Annotated in this window: 17 protein-coding genes; 1 reads left to right on the forward strand and 16 read right to left on the reverse strand. The window is 71.2% G+C overall.

Features of this window, described 5'->3' with window-relative positions; all coding sequences use genetic code 11:
* Positions 1–48: 48 nt before the first annotated feature.
* A complete protein-coding gene (locus CTJ15_RS21705; RefSeq protein WP_075821940.1) occupies positions 49–1,668 on the reverse strand; it encodes an ABC transporter substrate-binding protein in 1,620 nt (539 codons plus the stop codon).
* A gap of 214 nt (positions 1,669–1,882) precedes the next feature.
* Between CTJ15_RS21705 and CTJ15_RS21710 the strand changes: the two genes are divergently transcribed.
* A complete protein-coding gene (locus CTJ15_RS21710; protein WP_019459624.1) occupies positions 1,883–2,680 on the forward strand; it encodes a glucose 1-dehydrogenase in 798 nt (265 codons plus the stop codon).
* 12 nt (positions 2,681–2,692) lie between these two features.
* Here CTJ15_RS21710 and phoB read toward each other — a convergent pair whose 3' ends face one another.
* The 15 genes from phoB to CTJ15_RS21785 form a co-directional block, all read right to left on the reverse strand.
* On the reverse strand, positions 2,693–3,406 hold the full coding sequence (gene phoB / locus CTJ15_RS21715; RefSeq protein WP_019459625.1) for a phosphate regulon transcriptional regulator PhoB: 714 nt from the start codon (positions 3,404–3,406) through the stop codon (positions 2,693–2,695).
* Complete coding sequence (gene phoU, locus CTJ15_RS21720) at positions 3,403–4,119, reverse strand: phosphate signaling complex protein PhoU (RefSeq protein WP_019459626.1); 717 nt, start codon at positions 4,117–4,119, stop codon at positions 3,403–3,405. The genes phoB and phoU overlap by 4 nt, the downstream gene beginning before the upstream one ends.
* Positions 4,120–4,135: 16 nt before the next feature.
* Positions 4,136–4,879: a phosphate ABC transporter ATP-binding protein PstB gene (gene pstB / locus CTJ15_RS21725; protein WP_237719320.1), complete on the reverse strand. Its 744-nt coding sequence runs from the start codon at positions 4,877–4,879 to the stop codon at positions 4,136–4,138.
* 107 nt (positions 4,880–4,986) lie between these two features.
* On the reverse strand, positions 4,987–5,883 hold the full coding sequence (pstA, locus tag CTJ15_RS21730; protein WP_058389372.1) for a phosphate ABC transporter permease PstA: 897 nt from the start codon (positions 5,881–5,883) through the stop codon (positions 4,987–4,989).
* A 4-nt stretch (positions 5,884–5,887) separates the two neighbouring features.
* Complete coding sequence (gene pstC, locus CTJ15_RS21735) at positions 5,888–6,889, reverse strand: phosphate ABC transporter permease subunit PstC (RefSeq protein ID WP_019459629.1); 1,002 nt, start codon at positions 6,887–6,889, stop codon at positions 5,888–5,890.
* 73 nt (positions 6,890–6,962) lie between these two features.
* Positions 6,963–8,006: a phosphate ABC transporter substrate-binding protein PstS gene (gene pstS / locus CTJ15_RS21740; RefSeq protein ID WP_019459630.1), complete on the reverse strand. Its 1,044-nt coding sequence runs from the start codon at positions 8,004–8,006 to the stop codon at positions 6,963–6,965.
* Positions 8,007–8,177: 171 nt separating this feature from the next.
* Positions 8,178–8,783 (reverse strand): hypothetical protein, encoded by a 606-nt coding sequence (locus CTJ15_RS21745; RefSeq protein WP_076970227.1) that lies wholly within the window; start codon positions 8,781–8,783, stop codon positions 8,178–8,180.
* A 120-nt stretch (positions 8,784–8,903) separates the two neighbouring features.
* A complete protein-coding gene (locus tag CTJ15_RS21750; RefSeq protein WP_079253378.1) occupies positions 8,904–9,536 on the reverse strand; it encodes an ABC-type transport auxiliary lipoprotein family protein in 633 nt (210 codons plus the stop codon).
* A complete protein-coding gene (locus CTJ15_RS21755; protein ID WP_019459633.1) occupies positions 9,533–10,576 on the reverse strand; it encodes an MlaD family protein in 1,044 nt (347 codons plus the stop codon). Before CTJ15_RS21755 ends, CTJ15_RS21750 begins: the two co-directional genes overlap by 4 nt.
* Positions 10,577–11,410, reverse strand: a complete 834-nt coding sequence (locus CTJ15_RS21760) for an ABC transporter ATP-binding protein (RefSeq protein WP_019459634.1) — start codon at positions 11,408–11,410, stop codon at positions 10,577–10,579.
* Between the two features lie 3 nt (positions 11,411–11,413).
* Entirely contained in the window at positions 11,414–12,511 is a 1,098-nt protein-coding gene (locus CTJ15_RS21765) for an ABC transporter permease (RefSeq protein ID WP_019459635.1), read from the reverse strand.
* Entirely contained in the window at positions 12,511–13,809 is a 1,299-nt protein-coding gene (locus tag CTJ15_RS21770) for an NAD(P)/FAD-dependent oxidoreductase (RefSeq protein WP_193009631.1), read from the reverse strand. Before CTJ15_RS21770 ends, CTJ15_RS21765 begins: the two co-directional genes overlap by 1 nt.
* Positions 13,810–13,968: 159 nt before the next feature.
* Positions 13,969–14,148 carry a hypothetical protein gene (locus CTJ15_RS21775; protein WP_019459637.1) on the reverse strand — a complete coding sequence of 60 codons (180 nt, stop codon included), beginning with the start codon at positions 14,146–14,148 and terminating at the stop codon, positions 13,969–13,971.
* Between the two features lie 90 nt (positions 14,149–14,238).
* Positions 14,239–14,868, reverse strand: coding sequence for an ankyrin repeat domain-containing protein (locus CTJ15_RS21780; RefSeq protein ID WP_099782001.1), 630 nt, complete (start codon positions 14,866–14,868; stop codon positions 14,239–14,241).
* Between the two features lie 98 nt (positions 14,869–14,966).
* Complete coding sequence (locus CTJ15_RS21785; RefSeq protein WP_019459639.1) at positions 14,967–15,338, reverse strand: hypothetical protein; 372 nt, start codon at positions 15,336–15,338, stop codon at positions 14,967–14,969.
* Position 15,339: the final 1 nt, after the last annotated feature.

Here is a 15,339-nt window from a genome sequence, read left to right on the forward strand (position 1 = left end):
GGCCAGCCATGAAGCGCAACAGCAGCCAGGGAGGGGCCGCGGCCTGCCTCAGCCCCGGCGCACGTTCAGCGGGATCGGCAGGCCGGGGCGGATATCGGTCAGGCCGCGGCGATAGGCGCTGTCCACGAAATACTGGCCGAGCGGGATATAGGGCACGTCCACGAAGAACTGCGCCTGGATCTCGCGTCCCAGGCGCTTCTGCGCCTCCAGGTCCGGCGCGTCGAACCACTCTTCGCGCAGCGCCTCCAGCTTCGGCGAGGTCGGCCAGCCGAACCAGGCATTCTCGCCATTGGCGCGCAGCAGCAGGTGCCCGGCCGGGGTGCTGAACTCCATGCCGCTGAACAGGGCGACCAGCGCGTTCCAGCCGCCCTGGTTCGCCGGGCCGCGATTCTGCCGCCGCTGCAGCAGTGTGCCCCAGTCCGAGGTCGCGTCCTGCACCTGGAAGCCGGACTTGCGGAGCATGTCCACGCCGACCGTCATCAGCGCGTTCTGGTTCGACACGTCGGTGGCGTGCAGCGCCGTCACGCTGGCGCCCGCCACGCCGGCGGCGGCGAGGTCGGCCTTCACCTTGCCGTAGTCGCGTGGGCCGGTCAGCGCCTCCAGCCCCGCGTCGTTGGCCAGCGGGCTGCCGACCGGGAAGCAGCCGACCTTGTCGCGCCACAGGCGCGGATCGTCCCCGTTCGCCGCCGCCATGAAGTCGGATTGCAGCACGGCGCCGAGCAGGGCGCGGCGGGCCTCGGGCTTATCGAAGGGCGGCTGCAGGTGGTTGAAGCGGAAGCTGGCATAGGTTCCGGAATCGTCGATGCGCTCCAGCACCACGTCGCGGGCGCGCTTCAGCACCGGGTTGAGGTCGGAGGGCACGACCTCCCACCAGTCCACCTCGCCCGATTGCAGCGCGGCGGCGGAGGTGGCGGGGTCGGGGATCACCTTCCACTCCACCCGCTCGAAACGGGCGAGCTTCGGGCCGGCGATCATGCTGGGCGTGCCCACCGGCGTCGGCACGTATCGGTCGAAGCAGCCATAGACGACCTGGGCGCCGGAGACACGCTCATTGGCCAGGAAGCGGTAGGGGCCGGAGCCCACGACCTCGGTGAAGGGCCTGGTCGGGTCCTGGGTGGCGAAGCGCTCGGGATAGATGAAGCAGGGATAGGAGGAGGCCTTGCCCAGCGCGTCCAGCATCAGGCCGAAGGGCCGCCTGAGGCGGATCTCGAAGCGCCGGTCGTCCAGCACGCGGATCTCGTCCAGCCGCTGCGCCAGGGTCTGGCCATGCGTGTCGCGCGGTATCCATCGCCTGATGGAGGCCACGGCATCCTGGGCGCGCACCTTCTCCCCATCATGGAAGAGCGGGCCCTCACGGAGCGTGAACACCCAGCGCCTTCCGTCATCCTCCACCACATGACCCTCGGCGAGCTGTGGCTGCGGCCTGAAGCTGGCATCGATGCCGTAGAGCGTGTCCCAGCACATATGGCCGTGGTTGCGCGTCGGATAGGCGGTGGTGGCCAGCGGATCGAGGATGGTGACATCCGCCTGCGGGATGAAGCGCAGCACCCGCGCCGCATCGCCCTGTGCCAGGGCCGGGCGCGACAGGGCGGCCGCCGGACCCAGCGCGGCGCCACCGGCCAGGAGGGTCCGTCGGGTGAAGGGCGTGCTCGGCGGCATGGTGGGCATCCTGGCTGGTTCGGCCGGGGAAAAGGCAGGATTCGTGATCCGTGACGGCCCCCGGGGCGAGGAGGCTGGCGAAAACCGGTCCGTTCCGTCAACCGTCCGGATCGGTCCGGCCTGGCCCGCCGCCCCGCAACTCTCGCCGCCGCCGTCTGTTCCGCCCCTCGGGACATCGCCGGGGACAGGGCCGCCGCGCTGCGGCACAGGCAGGAGGACAGCCATGGATTGTCGTCTCGATGGACAGGTCGCGCTGGTCACCGGCGCCAGTTCCGGCATCGGCACGGGCGTTGCGCGCGGGCTGGCGGCGGCCGGGGCGGCGGTGATCGTGAACTACCATTCCGGCCGTGAGCCCGCCGAGGCGCTGGTGGCGGAGATCGAGGGCAGGGGCGGCCGGGCCGTGGCGCTGCAGGCCGATGTCTCCGACCCGGATTCCGTGGCGGCGCTCTTTGCGAGGGGTGCGGAGGCGATGGGCGCCATCGACATCGTGGTGGCGAATTCGGGTATCCAGAAGGATGCGCCGGCCACGGAGCTGACGGTCGAGGACTGGCGCAAGGTGATCGACACCAACCTGACCGGCCAGTTCCTCTGCGCCCAGGCGGGCATCCGGCAGTTCCTGAAGCAGGGCGACCGCAAGCTGTCCCGCGCCCTGGGCAAGATCATCCACATGAGCTCGGTGCACGAGGTCATCCCCTGGGCGGGGCATGTGAACTACGCCGCCTCGAAGGGCGGCATCGCGCTGATGATGCGCACCCTGGCGCAGGAGCTGGCGGGGCAGCGCATCCGCATCAATGCCATCGCGCCCGGCGCCATCGCCACGCGGATCAATGCGGAGAACACGCAGGGTGAGGCCGGGAAGCGGCTGCTGGAGCTGATCCCCTATGGCCGCGTCGGCGATGTGGAGGACATCGCCAATGCCGCTGTCTGGCTGGCCTCGGACATGTCGGACTACGTGGTGGGCACCACCATCACCGTGGATGGCGGCATGTGCCTCTATCCCGGCTTCCGCGACAACGGCTGAGGGGCGGCGCCCTCAGCCCTCCACGTCCAGCGCGTAGCCGGCGGAGCGGACAGTGCGGATGACATCCTCCTCCTCCGGCCCGTTCACCGCCTTGCGCAGCCGGCGGATATGCACGTCCACGGTGCGCAGCTCGACATGGATGTCGCGGCCCCAGATCGCGTCCAGCAGCTGCTCGCGCGAGAAGACGCGGCCCGGGTGCTGCATCATGAATTCCAGGATGCGGTACTCGGTGGGGCCCAGATGCAGCGGCCGGCCGTTGCGCGTCACGCGATGCGCTTCCGGGTCCAGCACCATTTCGCGCCAGACCAGGGCCTCGCGCATCGAGCCGGGGCCGGAGCGGCGCAGCAGCGCGCGGATCCGGGCCAGCAGTGCCTCCACGGTGAAGGGCTTGGCGATGTAGTCGTCCGCCCCGGTGTCCAGGGCGCGCACGGCGTCCTGGTCCTCCGTGCGGGCGGTGACCATGATGATCGGCAGGTCGCGCGTCGCCGGGCGGCGGCGGAGCTGGCGGCAGACCTCCAGCCCGGACAGGCTGGGCAGCATCCAGTCCAGCAGCACCAGGTCGGGCCGGCCTTCGGAGACGCGCAGCAGCGCCTCCTGCCCATCGGCCGCTTCCTCGACGCGGAAGCCCTGGCGCTCCAGGTTGTAGCGCAGCAGGGTCAGCAGGGGCGCCTCGTCCTCCACCACCAGGATGGTGGGGCGGGTGCCGGTCTCGATCGCGGCACTCATTCGTCGGACGGAGACAGGTCGCCCGGAGCCTCCACCTTCGGCCGGTCGTCGGGAAGGTTCTGGCCGGTGATCGAGAAGTACACCGTCTCGGCGATGTTGGTGGCGTGGTCGCCGATCCGCTCGAAGTTCTTGGCGATGAAGTGCATGTGGGTGGCCGCGGTGATGTTGCGCGGGTCTTCCATCATGTGGGTCAGAAGCTGGCGGAAGAGCCCGTTATAGACGTCGTCCACCGCCACGTCGCTGGCCCAGACGCGGCGGCAGGCCTCGGCATCCTCGTTCAGCAGCGCGTCGATCACGTCCTTGAGGTTGCGCTGCACCAGTTGCGACAGGGCCTCGAAGGTGCCCAGCCCGACGAGATTGGGCTGCTGCGCGATCACCATGACGCGCTTGGCGACGTTGCGGGCATAGTCGCCGATGCGCTCCAGTTCCTGGCTGATCTTCATCGCCGCGACGATGAAGCGCAGGTCCGCCGCCATCGGCGCCCGCAGCGCGAGGAGGCGGACGCAGAAGCTCTCGACCTCGCGCTCCAGCCCGTCGATCGGGGCGTCGCGGGCGGCGACCTCGGCGGCGGCCGTGGCGTCGCGCCGGGTAAGCACGTAGGCGGCATCGGCCACCTGGCGCTCGGCGAGGCCGCCCATGCGGGCGACCAGCTCGCGCAGCCGGCGCAGGTCGTCGCTGTAGGACTTGACGATGTGTTCGGGCTGGTTGGCCATGGCCGCTTCCCCTGTCTCAGCCGAAGCGGCCGGTGATGTAGTCCTGGGTCCGCCGCTCGCGCGGGGTGGTGAAGAGCTGTGCCGCGGGCGCCACCTCCACCAGCTCGCCCAGGTAGAAGAAGGCCACCTGGTCGGCGCATCGGGCCGCCTGCTGCATGTTGTGCGTCACGATGGCGATCGTGAAGTCCTGCTTCAGCTCGTCGATCAGCTCCTCGATGCGCGCGGTGCTGATCGGGTCGAGCGCCGAGGTCGGCTCGTCGAGCAGGATCACGTCCGGCCGCACCGCGATGGTGCGGGCGATGCAGAGGCGCTGCTGCTGCCCGCCCGAGAGGCCGGCGGCATTGGTGTCCAGCCGGTCCTTCACCTCGTCCCACAGCGCGGCGCGGGCCAGGGCCCATTCGATGCGCTCGGCCATCTCCGTCCGGCCCAGCCGCTCGTGCAGGCGGATGCCGAAGGCGATGTTCTCGCGGATCGTCATGGGGAAGGGGGTGGGCTTCTGGAACACCATGCCGACCTTGGCACGGAGCGCGTTCATGTCCACGCCCGATTCGAGGATGTTCTCCCCGTCCAGCAGCACCTGCCCCTCGGCCCGCTGGCCGGGATAGAGGCTGTACATGCGGTTCAGGATGCGCAGCAGGGTGGACTTGCCGCAGCCGGAGGGGCCGATCATGCCGGTCACCTGGCGGTGCGGCAGGTCGAGGTTGATGCCCTTCAGCGCATGCTTGTCGCCGTACCAGAAGTTCAGGTCGCGCACGCTCATCCCCGCCTCGTTCAGCGGCACGGAGGGGCGGGACGTGTCCACCAGGCTGCTGGAGGAGGCACTCGGCATGCTGAAGTTGGTGGCGTTTCCATTCATGGCGGAGCCTCTCAGCGCTTGGCGCGCAGCACGGTGCGGGCGACGAGGTTCAGGCCCAGCACGCCCAGGGTGATGATCAGGGCCCCGGCCCAGGCCAGGGTGACCCAGTCCTCATAGGGGGAGCCGGCATAGGCGTAGATGGTGATCGGCAGGCTCGACATCGGCTGGTTCAGGCTGACCGACCAGTTCAGGTTGCCGAGCGAGGTGAAGAGCAGCGGCGCGGTCTCGCCGGCGATGCGGGCCACACCCAGCAGCACGCCGGTGATGATGCCCGAGGCGGCGGCGCGCCAGCCCACCAGCACCACCATCTTCCACTTGGGCGAGCCCAGGCCGATCACCGCCTCGCGCAGCGTGTCGGGCAGCAGGCTCAGCATGTCCTCGGTGGTGCGGACCACGACGGGGATGATGATGATGGCCAGCGCCACCACGCCCGCCCAGCCGGAGAAGCCGCCGAAGGGCAGCACCAGGAGCTGGTAGACGAAGAGGCCGATCAGGATCGAGGGGGCGGAAAGCAGCACGTCCGAGACGAAGCGCACGGCGCCGCCGAGCTTCGACCCGCGGGCGTATTCCGCGAGGTAGGTGCCGACCAGCATGCCGATCGGCGTGCCCACCAGCGTGGCGAGGAACACCTGGATCAGGCTGCCCACGATCGGGTTCAGCAGCCCGCCGCCGCTGCCGGGCGGGCGGGTCACCGTGACCAGCGTCTGCAGCGACAGCCCGTGCATGCCGCGCAGCAGCAGGGTGAGCAGGATGGAGGCGAGGAAGAACAGGCCCAGCAGCGTGGCGGCGATGCAGAAGGCGCGGATCAGCAGGTCCTTGCGGTGCCGGCTGCGGCCCAGCGCGCGGGCCACGGCGGGGTCCTTGCGCGGGCCGATATGCCCCGGGCGGGAGGTGGTGGTGGCGCTCATCGGTTCAGCCCTTCAGCCGGGGCCGCAGCAGCCAGCGCGAGACGGCCAGCACCGCGAAGGAGATGACGAAGAGGACGAAGCCCAGCGCCAGCAGCGCGGAAAGCTTCAGGCTGCCCATCCCGGCCTCGCCGAATTCCAGCGCGACCAGCGAGGCGATGGTGTTGCCCGGGCCGAAGAGCGAGGCGGAGATGCGGTTGGCGTTGCCGATCACGAAGGTGACGGCCATGGTCTCGCCCAGGGCGCGGCCCAGGCCCAGCATGATGCCGCCCACCACGGAGGTGCGGGTATAGGGCAGCACCACGCCGCGCATCACCTCCCAGGTCGTGGCGCCGAGGCCATAGGCGCTTTCCTTGAAGACCGGCGGCACCTGCTCGAACACGTCGCGCATCGTGGCGGCGACGAAGGGCAGGATCATGATCGCCAGGATCAGCGCCGCGGTGAACAGGCCGGTGCCGAAGGGCGCGCCGGAGAAGAGCGCGCCGATGACCGGCACCTCGCCCAGCGTGTCGATGATCGGCGGCTGGATGGTGGTGGCCATGAAGGGCACGATCACGAAGAAGCCCCACATGCCGTAGATGATCGAGGGCACGGCGGCCAGCAGCTCCACCGCCACGCCAACCGGGCGGCGCATCCAGTCGGGCGCCAGCTCGGTGAGGAAGAAGGCGATGCCGAAGGCCGCCGGCACGGCCATGAGGATGGCCAGCAGCGCGGTCAGCAGCGTGCCGTAGATGGGCACGCCGCCGCCGAAGACCTCCTGCACCGGGTCCCAGTCCGTCGAGGCGACGAAGGCGAGGCCGAAGGCCCGGAAGGCCGGGAGGCCGCCCAGGAACAGCTCCACGATGATGGCGCCCAGCAGCAGCAGCACCAGGATGCCGGCCCCTTGGCAGAGGGCCGCGAAGATGGTGTCGCCGAAGCCGGTGGCGCGCCTCGTGGCGCGGCTGGGACGGGGGGGGACCGGGTCGGCGCCGATGGCGGCGCCCGCGAGGTGCGAGGCGGTCTGGGACAAGGTCGGGCCTTCCTGGGGTCAGAAGTGCCGGAGGGGCCTCGCGGCCCCGCCGGTCATGTTCCGGTTCCGGACCTTACCGGTTCCAGACGGGCTTGCCGTCCACGGTCACCTGCTTCCAGGTCTCGCGCACCTTGGCCTGCACGTTCTCCGGCAGGGGGATGTACTCGAGCTGGCGCGCCGCGTCGCCGCCATGGGTGAAGGCCCAGTCGAAGAAGCGCATCACCGCGCGGGAGCGGTCGGCGTTCTCCGGATTGGCCGGCAGCAGGATGAAGGTCGGCGAAACGATCGGCCAGGAACTGTCGCCCTTCTGGTCGATGATGCTGGCGGCCATGCCGGGGGCGGACCAGTCGGCATTCCCGGCGGCGGCGATGAAGCTCTCCATGGTCGGCTTCACGAACTTGCCGGCCTTGTTGCGGAGCTGCACGGTCGTCAGCTTGTTCTGGGTGGCATAGGCGTTCTCGACATAGCCGATGGCGCCGCGGGTGTTGCGCACCGTGCCGGCCACGCCCTCGTTGCCGCGCGCGCCGGCGCCGGCCGGCCACTTCACGGAGGTGGCGGCGCCGACCTTGCCCTGCCAGTCGGAGGAGACGGCGGAGAGGTAGGAGGTGAAGACGAAGGATGTGCCGGAGGCATCGGCGCGGTAGACCGGCGCGATGGCGACGTTAGGCAGGGTCACGCCCTGGTTCAGCTCGACCAGCTTCGGGTCGTTCCACTTGGTGATCTTGCCGGCATAGATGTCGGCCAGGATCTCGCCCGTCAGCTTCAGCTGGTCGATCTCGACGCCCGGCAGGTTCACGATGGGAACCACCGAGCCCATCACGGCCGGGAACTGCACCAGCTTGGCCTCGGTCAGCTGCTCGGGCTTCAGCGGGGCGTCGGAGGCGCCGAAATCCACCGTGCGGTTGCGGATCTGGTTGATGCCGGCGCCCGAACCCACGGACTGGTAGTTCAGCTGGATGCCGACCGCCTTCGCACCCTCGCCCCAGCGCTGATAGACCGGGTTGGGGAAGGACGCGCCGGCACCGGTGATGTCGGCCGTCTGGGCCAGGGCGCCGTGCGGCACGGCGGCGGTCAGCAGCGCGAGGCCGGTGAGGAGAGCGAGGGAGCGTCTGTACACCGTGCGTGGTCTCCGGAGCGATTTGTTATTGCCGGCAGGACATGTTCTCCCACCGCCGGCTGCTCCCTAGTCCCCCAAGGCGTCGGACATGTTTCACTTTTATGAAGGTTCGATGACAGGCCGGCCGGCCGAAGGCACCTTTACCGACGGGAAAGGTATCGCCGGATAGGGTCAGCCGCCCGGGAAGCGCAGGCCCTGGAGCCGCACCTGCCCGCCCCCCCAGGAAAGGTCGAAGGCAATCCCGCCGGCATAGTTCAGGCGTGCTGCGGCGTAGCGGAGATGGCTGGTGCCGATGGGATCACCGAGGGAGCGCAGCACGTGCTGGGACAGGAAGGGAGGCGAGCGGCGCAGTTGCAGCCAGGCGCCGACGGATTGCGGGTCGTTCCAGCCATCCGCCATCTCCTCCGCCATGTCCGAGAGCCAGTTTCGGGCCGTGGGCGAAAGGCCCTCCGCATCGGTCCGGGAGGCGAACTCCCGCCGCAGGTTCCTCTGGAGGCTGGGCCGGTCGGCCATCTGCAACAGCGCGTCGCCATCCATGTGCCGCAGCCTCGCGGCGAAGTCCTGCGCCATCATCCAGGACGGTGCGACGAGCCCGGCGCCGAAGACCAGCAGCAGAGGGACCAGCAGCAGGAGCAGCAGGTGGCGCCTGTTCCGTCGGGTTGGCAGTGGCTTCCCGGTGGTGCCGGCCGGCAGGGCGCACGCCGCATGCAGGCGGTGGTCGTATTCCGACCAGACGTCGTTCCAGTCGTCGTCTCTGTCCGGGCCATCGAACGGCATTGGGGTGACCCCTGAAGCAACCGCCTCAACGCGCCATCCTGGCCGAAGGTTGACGGTTGTCTAGGTATTCGTGAACACCGCCATGCTTAGTTAACTGCAAGTTGTATTAATAGAAGATTACTACCTTAACGCGATCAAAATCTGTTGTTCCAGCTGCATGAAGGCCCCTGCCAGGGCAGCCACCATCGCCTGGGCCTGGGGTTCCGGCCGCAGCGGCCGTTCCGGCGGCAGGGGCGCGGTTCCGGAAACGGTGAACTGGCGTACGGCGCGGCGGTCGAGCGCACCTTCCCGCAACAGCACCGCCGACAGGCTGGCCCGCGCCAGACCCTGGCCGAGATCGGTATGCAGAGCGGTCAGCTCCGTCTCCAGCACCAGATCACTGCTGGCCCGCGTGCCGGGCGCCAGCACCGCGGCGAAGAGGCCCGAGGCCACGAGCCAGCGGCGCAGCGCCTCGTCCATCGCCTCGGCGGGCGGCGCGACCCATTCGGCGTAGTACTCGACATGCACCGTGCCGTCCGGGTTGATGGAGCGTAGCATCCGCCCCTCCGTCCCCGGTGCCGCGCGTGCCAGGCGGACCAGGACCGTCTGCCGGCCGAAGCCGCGCAGGGGCGGCCCGGACCGCACGGGGTCGAGCCGGAAGCGCAGCGGCTCCACATAGGGGCGGCTCTGCAGCGCGGAGCAGCCGGGCAGGGCCAGAAGCGCGGCCAGCACCGGCCGGCGCATCAACAGAGGGCGTCGGGTGGGACCGTTCATCGGTTGCGCTCCGTGGCCCAGGCGGGCGGTGGTGGCGGCGCGCCCAGGATCGCCTGGGAGGGCGCACGGCGCAGGGTCTCCGTCGTGTCGCGCAGGTTGGCGGCCACCGCCCCCAGGTCGCGCAGGATCGGCTGCAGGTCCGCGTTCACGTCGCTGGTCGTATGGCCTGCCGTGCGCGCCGTGCGCTCCAGCGCGCCGATCACCGCCGGCAGCCGTTGCATGGAGGCATTGAGCTGCGCCGCGGCGTCGCGGGTGGATCGCAGCGTCGCCTGCATCTCCGGCCCCGCCACGGTGCGGCGCAGATCCGCCACCGCGCCGCGGATGTCCTTCACCATGCCCTGGATATCCGTGCTGTCCAGCGTCTGGCGCAGGGTGCCGGCCATGGCCGAGACATCGGCCAGGGTCTTCGCCAGGTCGCCGCTGCTGGTCTGCCGGTGGACATCCGCCAGCACGCCGTCGAGGTTGTTCATGATGTCCTCCAGCGGCAGGCCCTGCAGGCGGCTCAGCAGGTTCTGCGCGGCATCCTGCACCTGCGCCACGGTGGAGGGGATGGAGGGGATCACCGGATGCGCCGGCGCCCAGGGCAGCTTCTCCACCGGGAAACGCTCGGGGTTCTCGAAGTCCATCTCGATATAGGAGCCGCCGGTCAGGCCGGCGCTCGACAGGCGGGTCCGCAGGCCGAAGCCGACCGCGCGCTCGGGACCGGTGCCCTCCGGCCCCAACCGGTTCTGTTCGATGGCGAAGCGCACCACGACGAGCTGGAAGGCCGCCTGGAAAGGCCGCCCTTCCGGGTTGCGGTAGACGGAGTTGACCAGGGTGATCTCGGTGACGCGGCCGAGCTGCACGCCGCGGTAGCGCACCGGGGCACCGACATCGAGGCCCTGCACGCTTTCGCGGAAATAGGTCTCGAAGATCTCCGAATGGCGGTTGAGCCGGCCGGCGGTGAAGAACATCACGAAGCCGACCGCCAGCGCGATTCCCGCCAGGATCAGCAGCCCGACCCGCAGGTAGAGGCCAGAGCCCCGCCCGGGCGCGGCCATCTACTCGGCCTCCCGGCGGAAGAAGTGGCGGACGGTGTCGTTGGGCGGGTCGGCGCGCAGGTCGCCGGGGCGTCCCTGCGCGATCACGCCCTTCGCGGCCTTGTCCAGCATGATGCAGCGGTCACCGATGTTCAGGATGGATTGCAGCTCGTGCGTCACGACCACGAAGGTCGTGCCGAGATCGCGGGCGAAGTCCTTGATGAGCTGGTCGAGCCCCGCGGAGGTGATCGGGTCGAGCCCCGCCGAGGGCTCGTCCAGGAAGAGCAGCGGCGGGTCGAGCGCCATGGCGCGCGCGATGCCGGCGCGCTTGGCCATGCCGCCCGAGATCTCGGCCGGCAGCCGGTTCGCCGCCTCGCTGAGCCCGACCAGGCCGAGCTTGGTGCGGGCGATCTCCGCCCGGCCCTCCGGCGGCAGATCGGTATGGGCCTCCAGCGGCAGCATCACGTTCTCCAGCAGGGTCATCGAGCCGAACAGGGCGCCCGACTGCCACATCACACCGAGCCGGCTCAGCAGCGCCCGGCGCGCGGCGCCCTCGGTCGCCAGCATGTCCGTGCCCAGGATCTCGATCCGGCCGTCGCTCGGCGGCATCAGCCCGATCAGCAGCTTGAGCAGGGTGGACTTGCCACAGCCCGAGCCGCCCAGGATCACGAAGACCTCGCCGCGCCGCACGTCGAAGCTCACGTCCCGGAACAGCAGGTTGCTGCCGAACTGCATGGCGACATCCCGCGCCCGGACCACCGCCTCGCCGTCCCCGGCACCGCCCATGGCCTCCGGCGGCGGGTCCGCGCGGTCGCCCCGGTGGGATGGCGCGTCCCGCGCCGGCTGTTCCGCCATCGCTCAGAACCCCAGGCGGTAGAAGAGGATGGCGAAGAGGCCGTCGAGCACCACGATGGCCACGATGCCGCCGACCACCGCCGCCGTGGCGGCATCGCCCACCGCGCGCGGCCCCCGACCGGCCGTCAGCCCGGCGCGGCAGCCGATGCCGGCGATGACCAGGCCGAAGACCGCCGCCTTGAACAGCCCCTGCAGCAGGTCGCTCATCACCACGCCCTCGGCCACCTGGTTGACGGTGAAGACCAGCGGATAGCCCAGGCTGAGCATCACGCCGGTCATGCCGACCAGCCCCGACAGGTTCATCAGCAGGGTCATCACCGGCATCACCACCAGGCCGGCAAGCAGGCGCGGCAGCACCAGCATCACCATCGGGTCGATGCCCATGATGCGGAGCGCGTCCACCTCCTCGTTCACCGTCATGGTGCCGAGCTCGGCGGCATAGGCCGAGCCGGTGCGGCCGGCCAGGATCACCCCGGCCAGGAGCGGGCCGAGCTCGCGCAGCAGGGAGATCCCGACCATGCGGGGGATAAAGGTCTCCGCGCCGAACTGGCGCAGCGGCGCGGCGGACTGAAAGGCCAGGATCAGGCCGATCAGCACGCCGAGCAGGATCACCAGGGGAAAGGAGCGCGTCCCCGCCTCGTCGAGATGGCGCATCGCCTCGGAGGCGCGCAGCTGCCGGCGGCGCCGGAAGGCATTCACCAGCGTGGCGGCGGCCTCGCCCAGGAAGGCGATGCGGACCAGCATCGCCCGCCACACGCCCACGCCCCAGGCCCCCAGCGCCGACACCAGCGGCAGGCGCGGCCCGTTCGGCCGGGGCTCCGGCTGCTCCCGCGCCACGCGCACCCGCTCCAGCACGGCGGCGACCGGGCGGCTCGCGCCCTCGAAGGTCTCGCAGGCCCCGGCGGCGCGCAGCAGCAGCGTGGCGCCGCCGGTATCGATCGTCTCGACACCCGACAGGTCCACGCGCCGCACCCCCTGGGCCTCGCCGGGCAGGCGGTCCCAGACCGGCGCCACCGTTGCCGTGGTCAGGTCGCCCGAGACCCGCAGCGTCTCGCCCTCCACCATGAAGGAGGGCGCTCCGGCTTCCGTCCCGCCCGCCATCAGCCGTTCCCCGGCGACAGGGCCGTGGCGACCGCCGCGGCGGCGGCCTCGCCGGTTTCCCAGGCGCCGCCAACGGTGCCGGCGAGGTCCGGGTGGCAATGCTCACCGGCCAGGACGAGGCGCCCGTCCGCCAGCGGGGCGGAAAGGATGGCGCGCGCCCCGGCCGCGCCAGGCCGGGCATAGCTGTAGGCCCCGAGCGAGAAGGGGTCGCTGCCCCAGCGGCTGACCAGGGCCCGGTCCCAGTCGATCGCCCGCCGCGCCCTTGCGCCATAGAGCCGGACCAGCTCCTCCCGGGCATGGGCGACCTGCGCCGCTTGGCCCTCGCGCTCCAGCGCCCAGGCATGGTCGCCGCCGAGGAAGCCCTCCAGATGCGGCCGGCCGAAGGGCCAGGCCACGAAAGTCATGCGGGTCTCGCCTTCCACGACGCGCCGCTCGGCACCCGCGAAGGGCGGCAGGTCCAGCCGGTCCCCGCCGCTGGCCGGCAGGATGAACTTGGTCAGCAGCCCCAGCGGCAGGCCGTGCAGCGCCTCCTGATGCCCGGGCGGCAGGGGCGGGTCGAAGCGCAGCACCCCGGCGGCCAGCAGGCTGGCGGGCAGGGTCACGATGGCCGCCCGCCCCTCCAGCACGCCGCGCGGCCCCTCGGCCCGGATGCCGCCGCCGGACCAGCGCAGGCGCTCCACGGGCCAGCCGGTGAGGATCGGCAGGCCTCGCGCCAGGGTGGCCAGCAGCGTGCCGAAGCCAGGCTCCGGCAGGAGGTTGGGCGGCTCCAGCTGGTTCCGCAGGAAGTCCGCCACTCCCATGTCGCGCGGCTCGGCCGCGGCGATGGTCTGCCCTTCCCAGGCCGCGATGCTGGCATCCCAGGGGCCGCCACTCGGCGCCACGGCGGCCAGGGCAGGGTCCGGTTCCCGCGGAGCGGCCCGCACGGCCTCCATCCAGCGGTCATAGGCCGCGTCGAATTCCGCCTGTTCCGCCTCCGTCGCCCAGCGCCCGGCACCTGGGGCATCGCCGGGGCGGTCGAGGTAGAGGCGGTGGAGCCGCTGATCGTCATGGTTCAGCAGCGGGAAGCCCAGTTCCCGTGCCAGCGCGGCCAGCGGGTTCCGCGCGGCCGCGTGCAGCCAAGTGGCGCCGAGGTCCACCGGCCAGCCCAGGCTGTGATCGGTCAGCACCCGGCCGCCGGCCCGGTCCCGCGCCTCCAGCACGGTGCAAGCCAGTCCCCGGGCGAGGCAGGCGCGCGCCGCCGCGAGGCCGGCCGCGCCGGCACCGAGAATCAGCACATCGGGTTTGCTCGGACGGGGCATTACATACATGGATGTACGTCAACGGGTCCCGGACGCCAATCCACCTGGAGGCTCAGGGACCCCGCGGATGCCTGAGGTGTGATGCGCCCGTGCCGCATGCCGGTCCGAACGATGGGGGCGGCCGTGCGGTCCTGCGGCGGGCCGCACGGATAGGGGAATTCAGGTCTTCTTTGTATGCCGCCGTGTCCGGGTCGTCCTGGAAGGCTTCGCCGGGGCGGACAAGGCGGCGCGGATCGCCTTGCTGCTCTGCTGGCGCCAGGCATTGGCGAAATGGCCCTGCCACCAGCCGGCCGTGCGGCTGGCAGCGCTCAGCCAGAGACTCATCGGTGTGCCCTTCATGCGGTCCGCTTCCTTGCAGCCGGAGACGGGCCGAGGCCCGGTACAGGGAAAAGCCTGCCCGGGCCCGTGGGTTTCGCCGGATGAGCGGGATCAGCCGCCGCGGCCGTCGAAGCCCAGGAAGCCTGCTTCCGGCCGGGGCGTGCCGCCATTGCCCGCAGGGGCACGTCCGGTGGGGGCCTGCTCGGCCGTGCGCGTCGGGCGGGAGCTGGCGGCCTCGCGCGGGCCGGCCGGACTGCGCCCGCGCGCGGCTTCGCGCGAGGCCGCCGGACGGGACGGGCCGGAACGCGGCGCGGCGGCCTCGCGCGGCGGGGCGGAGGAAGGGCTGCTGGGGCGGAACGAGGCGCGGGCCGAAAGCAGGTAGAAGGCGATGTCGTTGCGCCCCCGGTCCACCGCCGCGTCGATCGGCGTCAGGCCCAGGACGTTGCGGGCCTCCAGGTCGGCGCCGCGTGAAACGGCGTCGCGGGCGGCGGCCATGTCGCCCCGGGTGATGGCGTCGAAGAGCTCGTCGTTCGGCGACATGCTGGACACGGGCTTGTCCGACGGGATCGCGCCGCCGGGGCCGTTGCCGGCGCCGGGCAGGGGCGGCGGCGCGACCGCTGGCGCCGCGCCCGGGGTATTGGGCTGCAGCGGGCCGCGCGGGCGGGTCGGATCATACTGCGCCTGTGCGGCCACGACAGGCAGCAGCAGGGTGGCGAGGCTGGCGAGGAGCAGGCGGCGCATAATGCGTGCCTGTCTAGCGGGCAGAGCGGCTTTCTGCCAGCGGGGAAATGGGGCGGGCTCCGTTCGGGCCGGTGAAGGGGGGGCCGGCCCCGTGGCCCTCAGGCGCAGCCCTCGCCGCGATAGGTGAAGTCCTCCACCCGGTCGGCCCGCAGGGCGAAGGTGATGCTGCAGGTCACCGGCGCCCAGACCGTGGTGGGCGGCCCCCAGACCCCGCCCCAGCCGAAGGGGCGCCCGCCATAGCCGAAGCCGCCGCCCCAGAAGGGATCGCCGGGCAGCGCGGTCAAACGCTGGCTCTGGAATTCCAGGAACTTCCGCCCGTCCGCCTCATAGGTCCGCACCGGCACGCCCAGGGTAGAGACCAGCTTTCCTTCCGACTGCCCCACCAGCGGCGAGAGCCGCTGCGCCAGGGTGGGCCCCGGCGCGGCGCAGGCCGTGGCAAGCAGGGGGAGCGCGAGGAGGAGGCGTTTCATG

Origin of the sequence: Roseomonas sp. FDAARGOS_362, from assembly GCF_002754815.1 — a bacterium.
Taxonomy (GTDB): Bacteria; Pseudomonadota; Alphaproteobacteria; order Acetobacterales; family Acetobacteraceae; genus Roseomonas; species Roseomonas mucosa.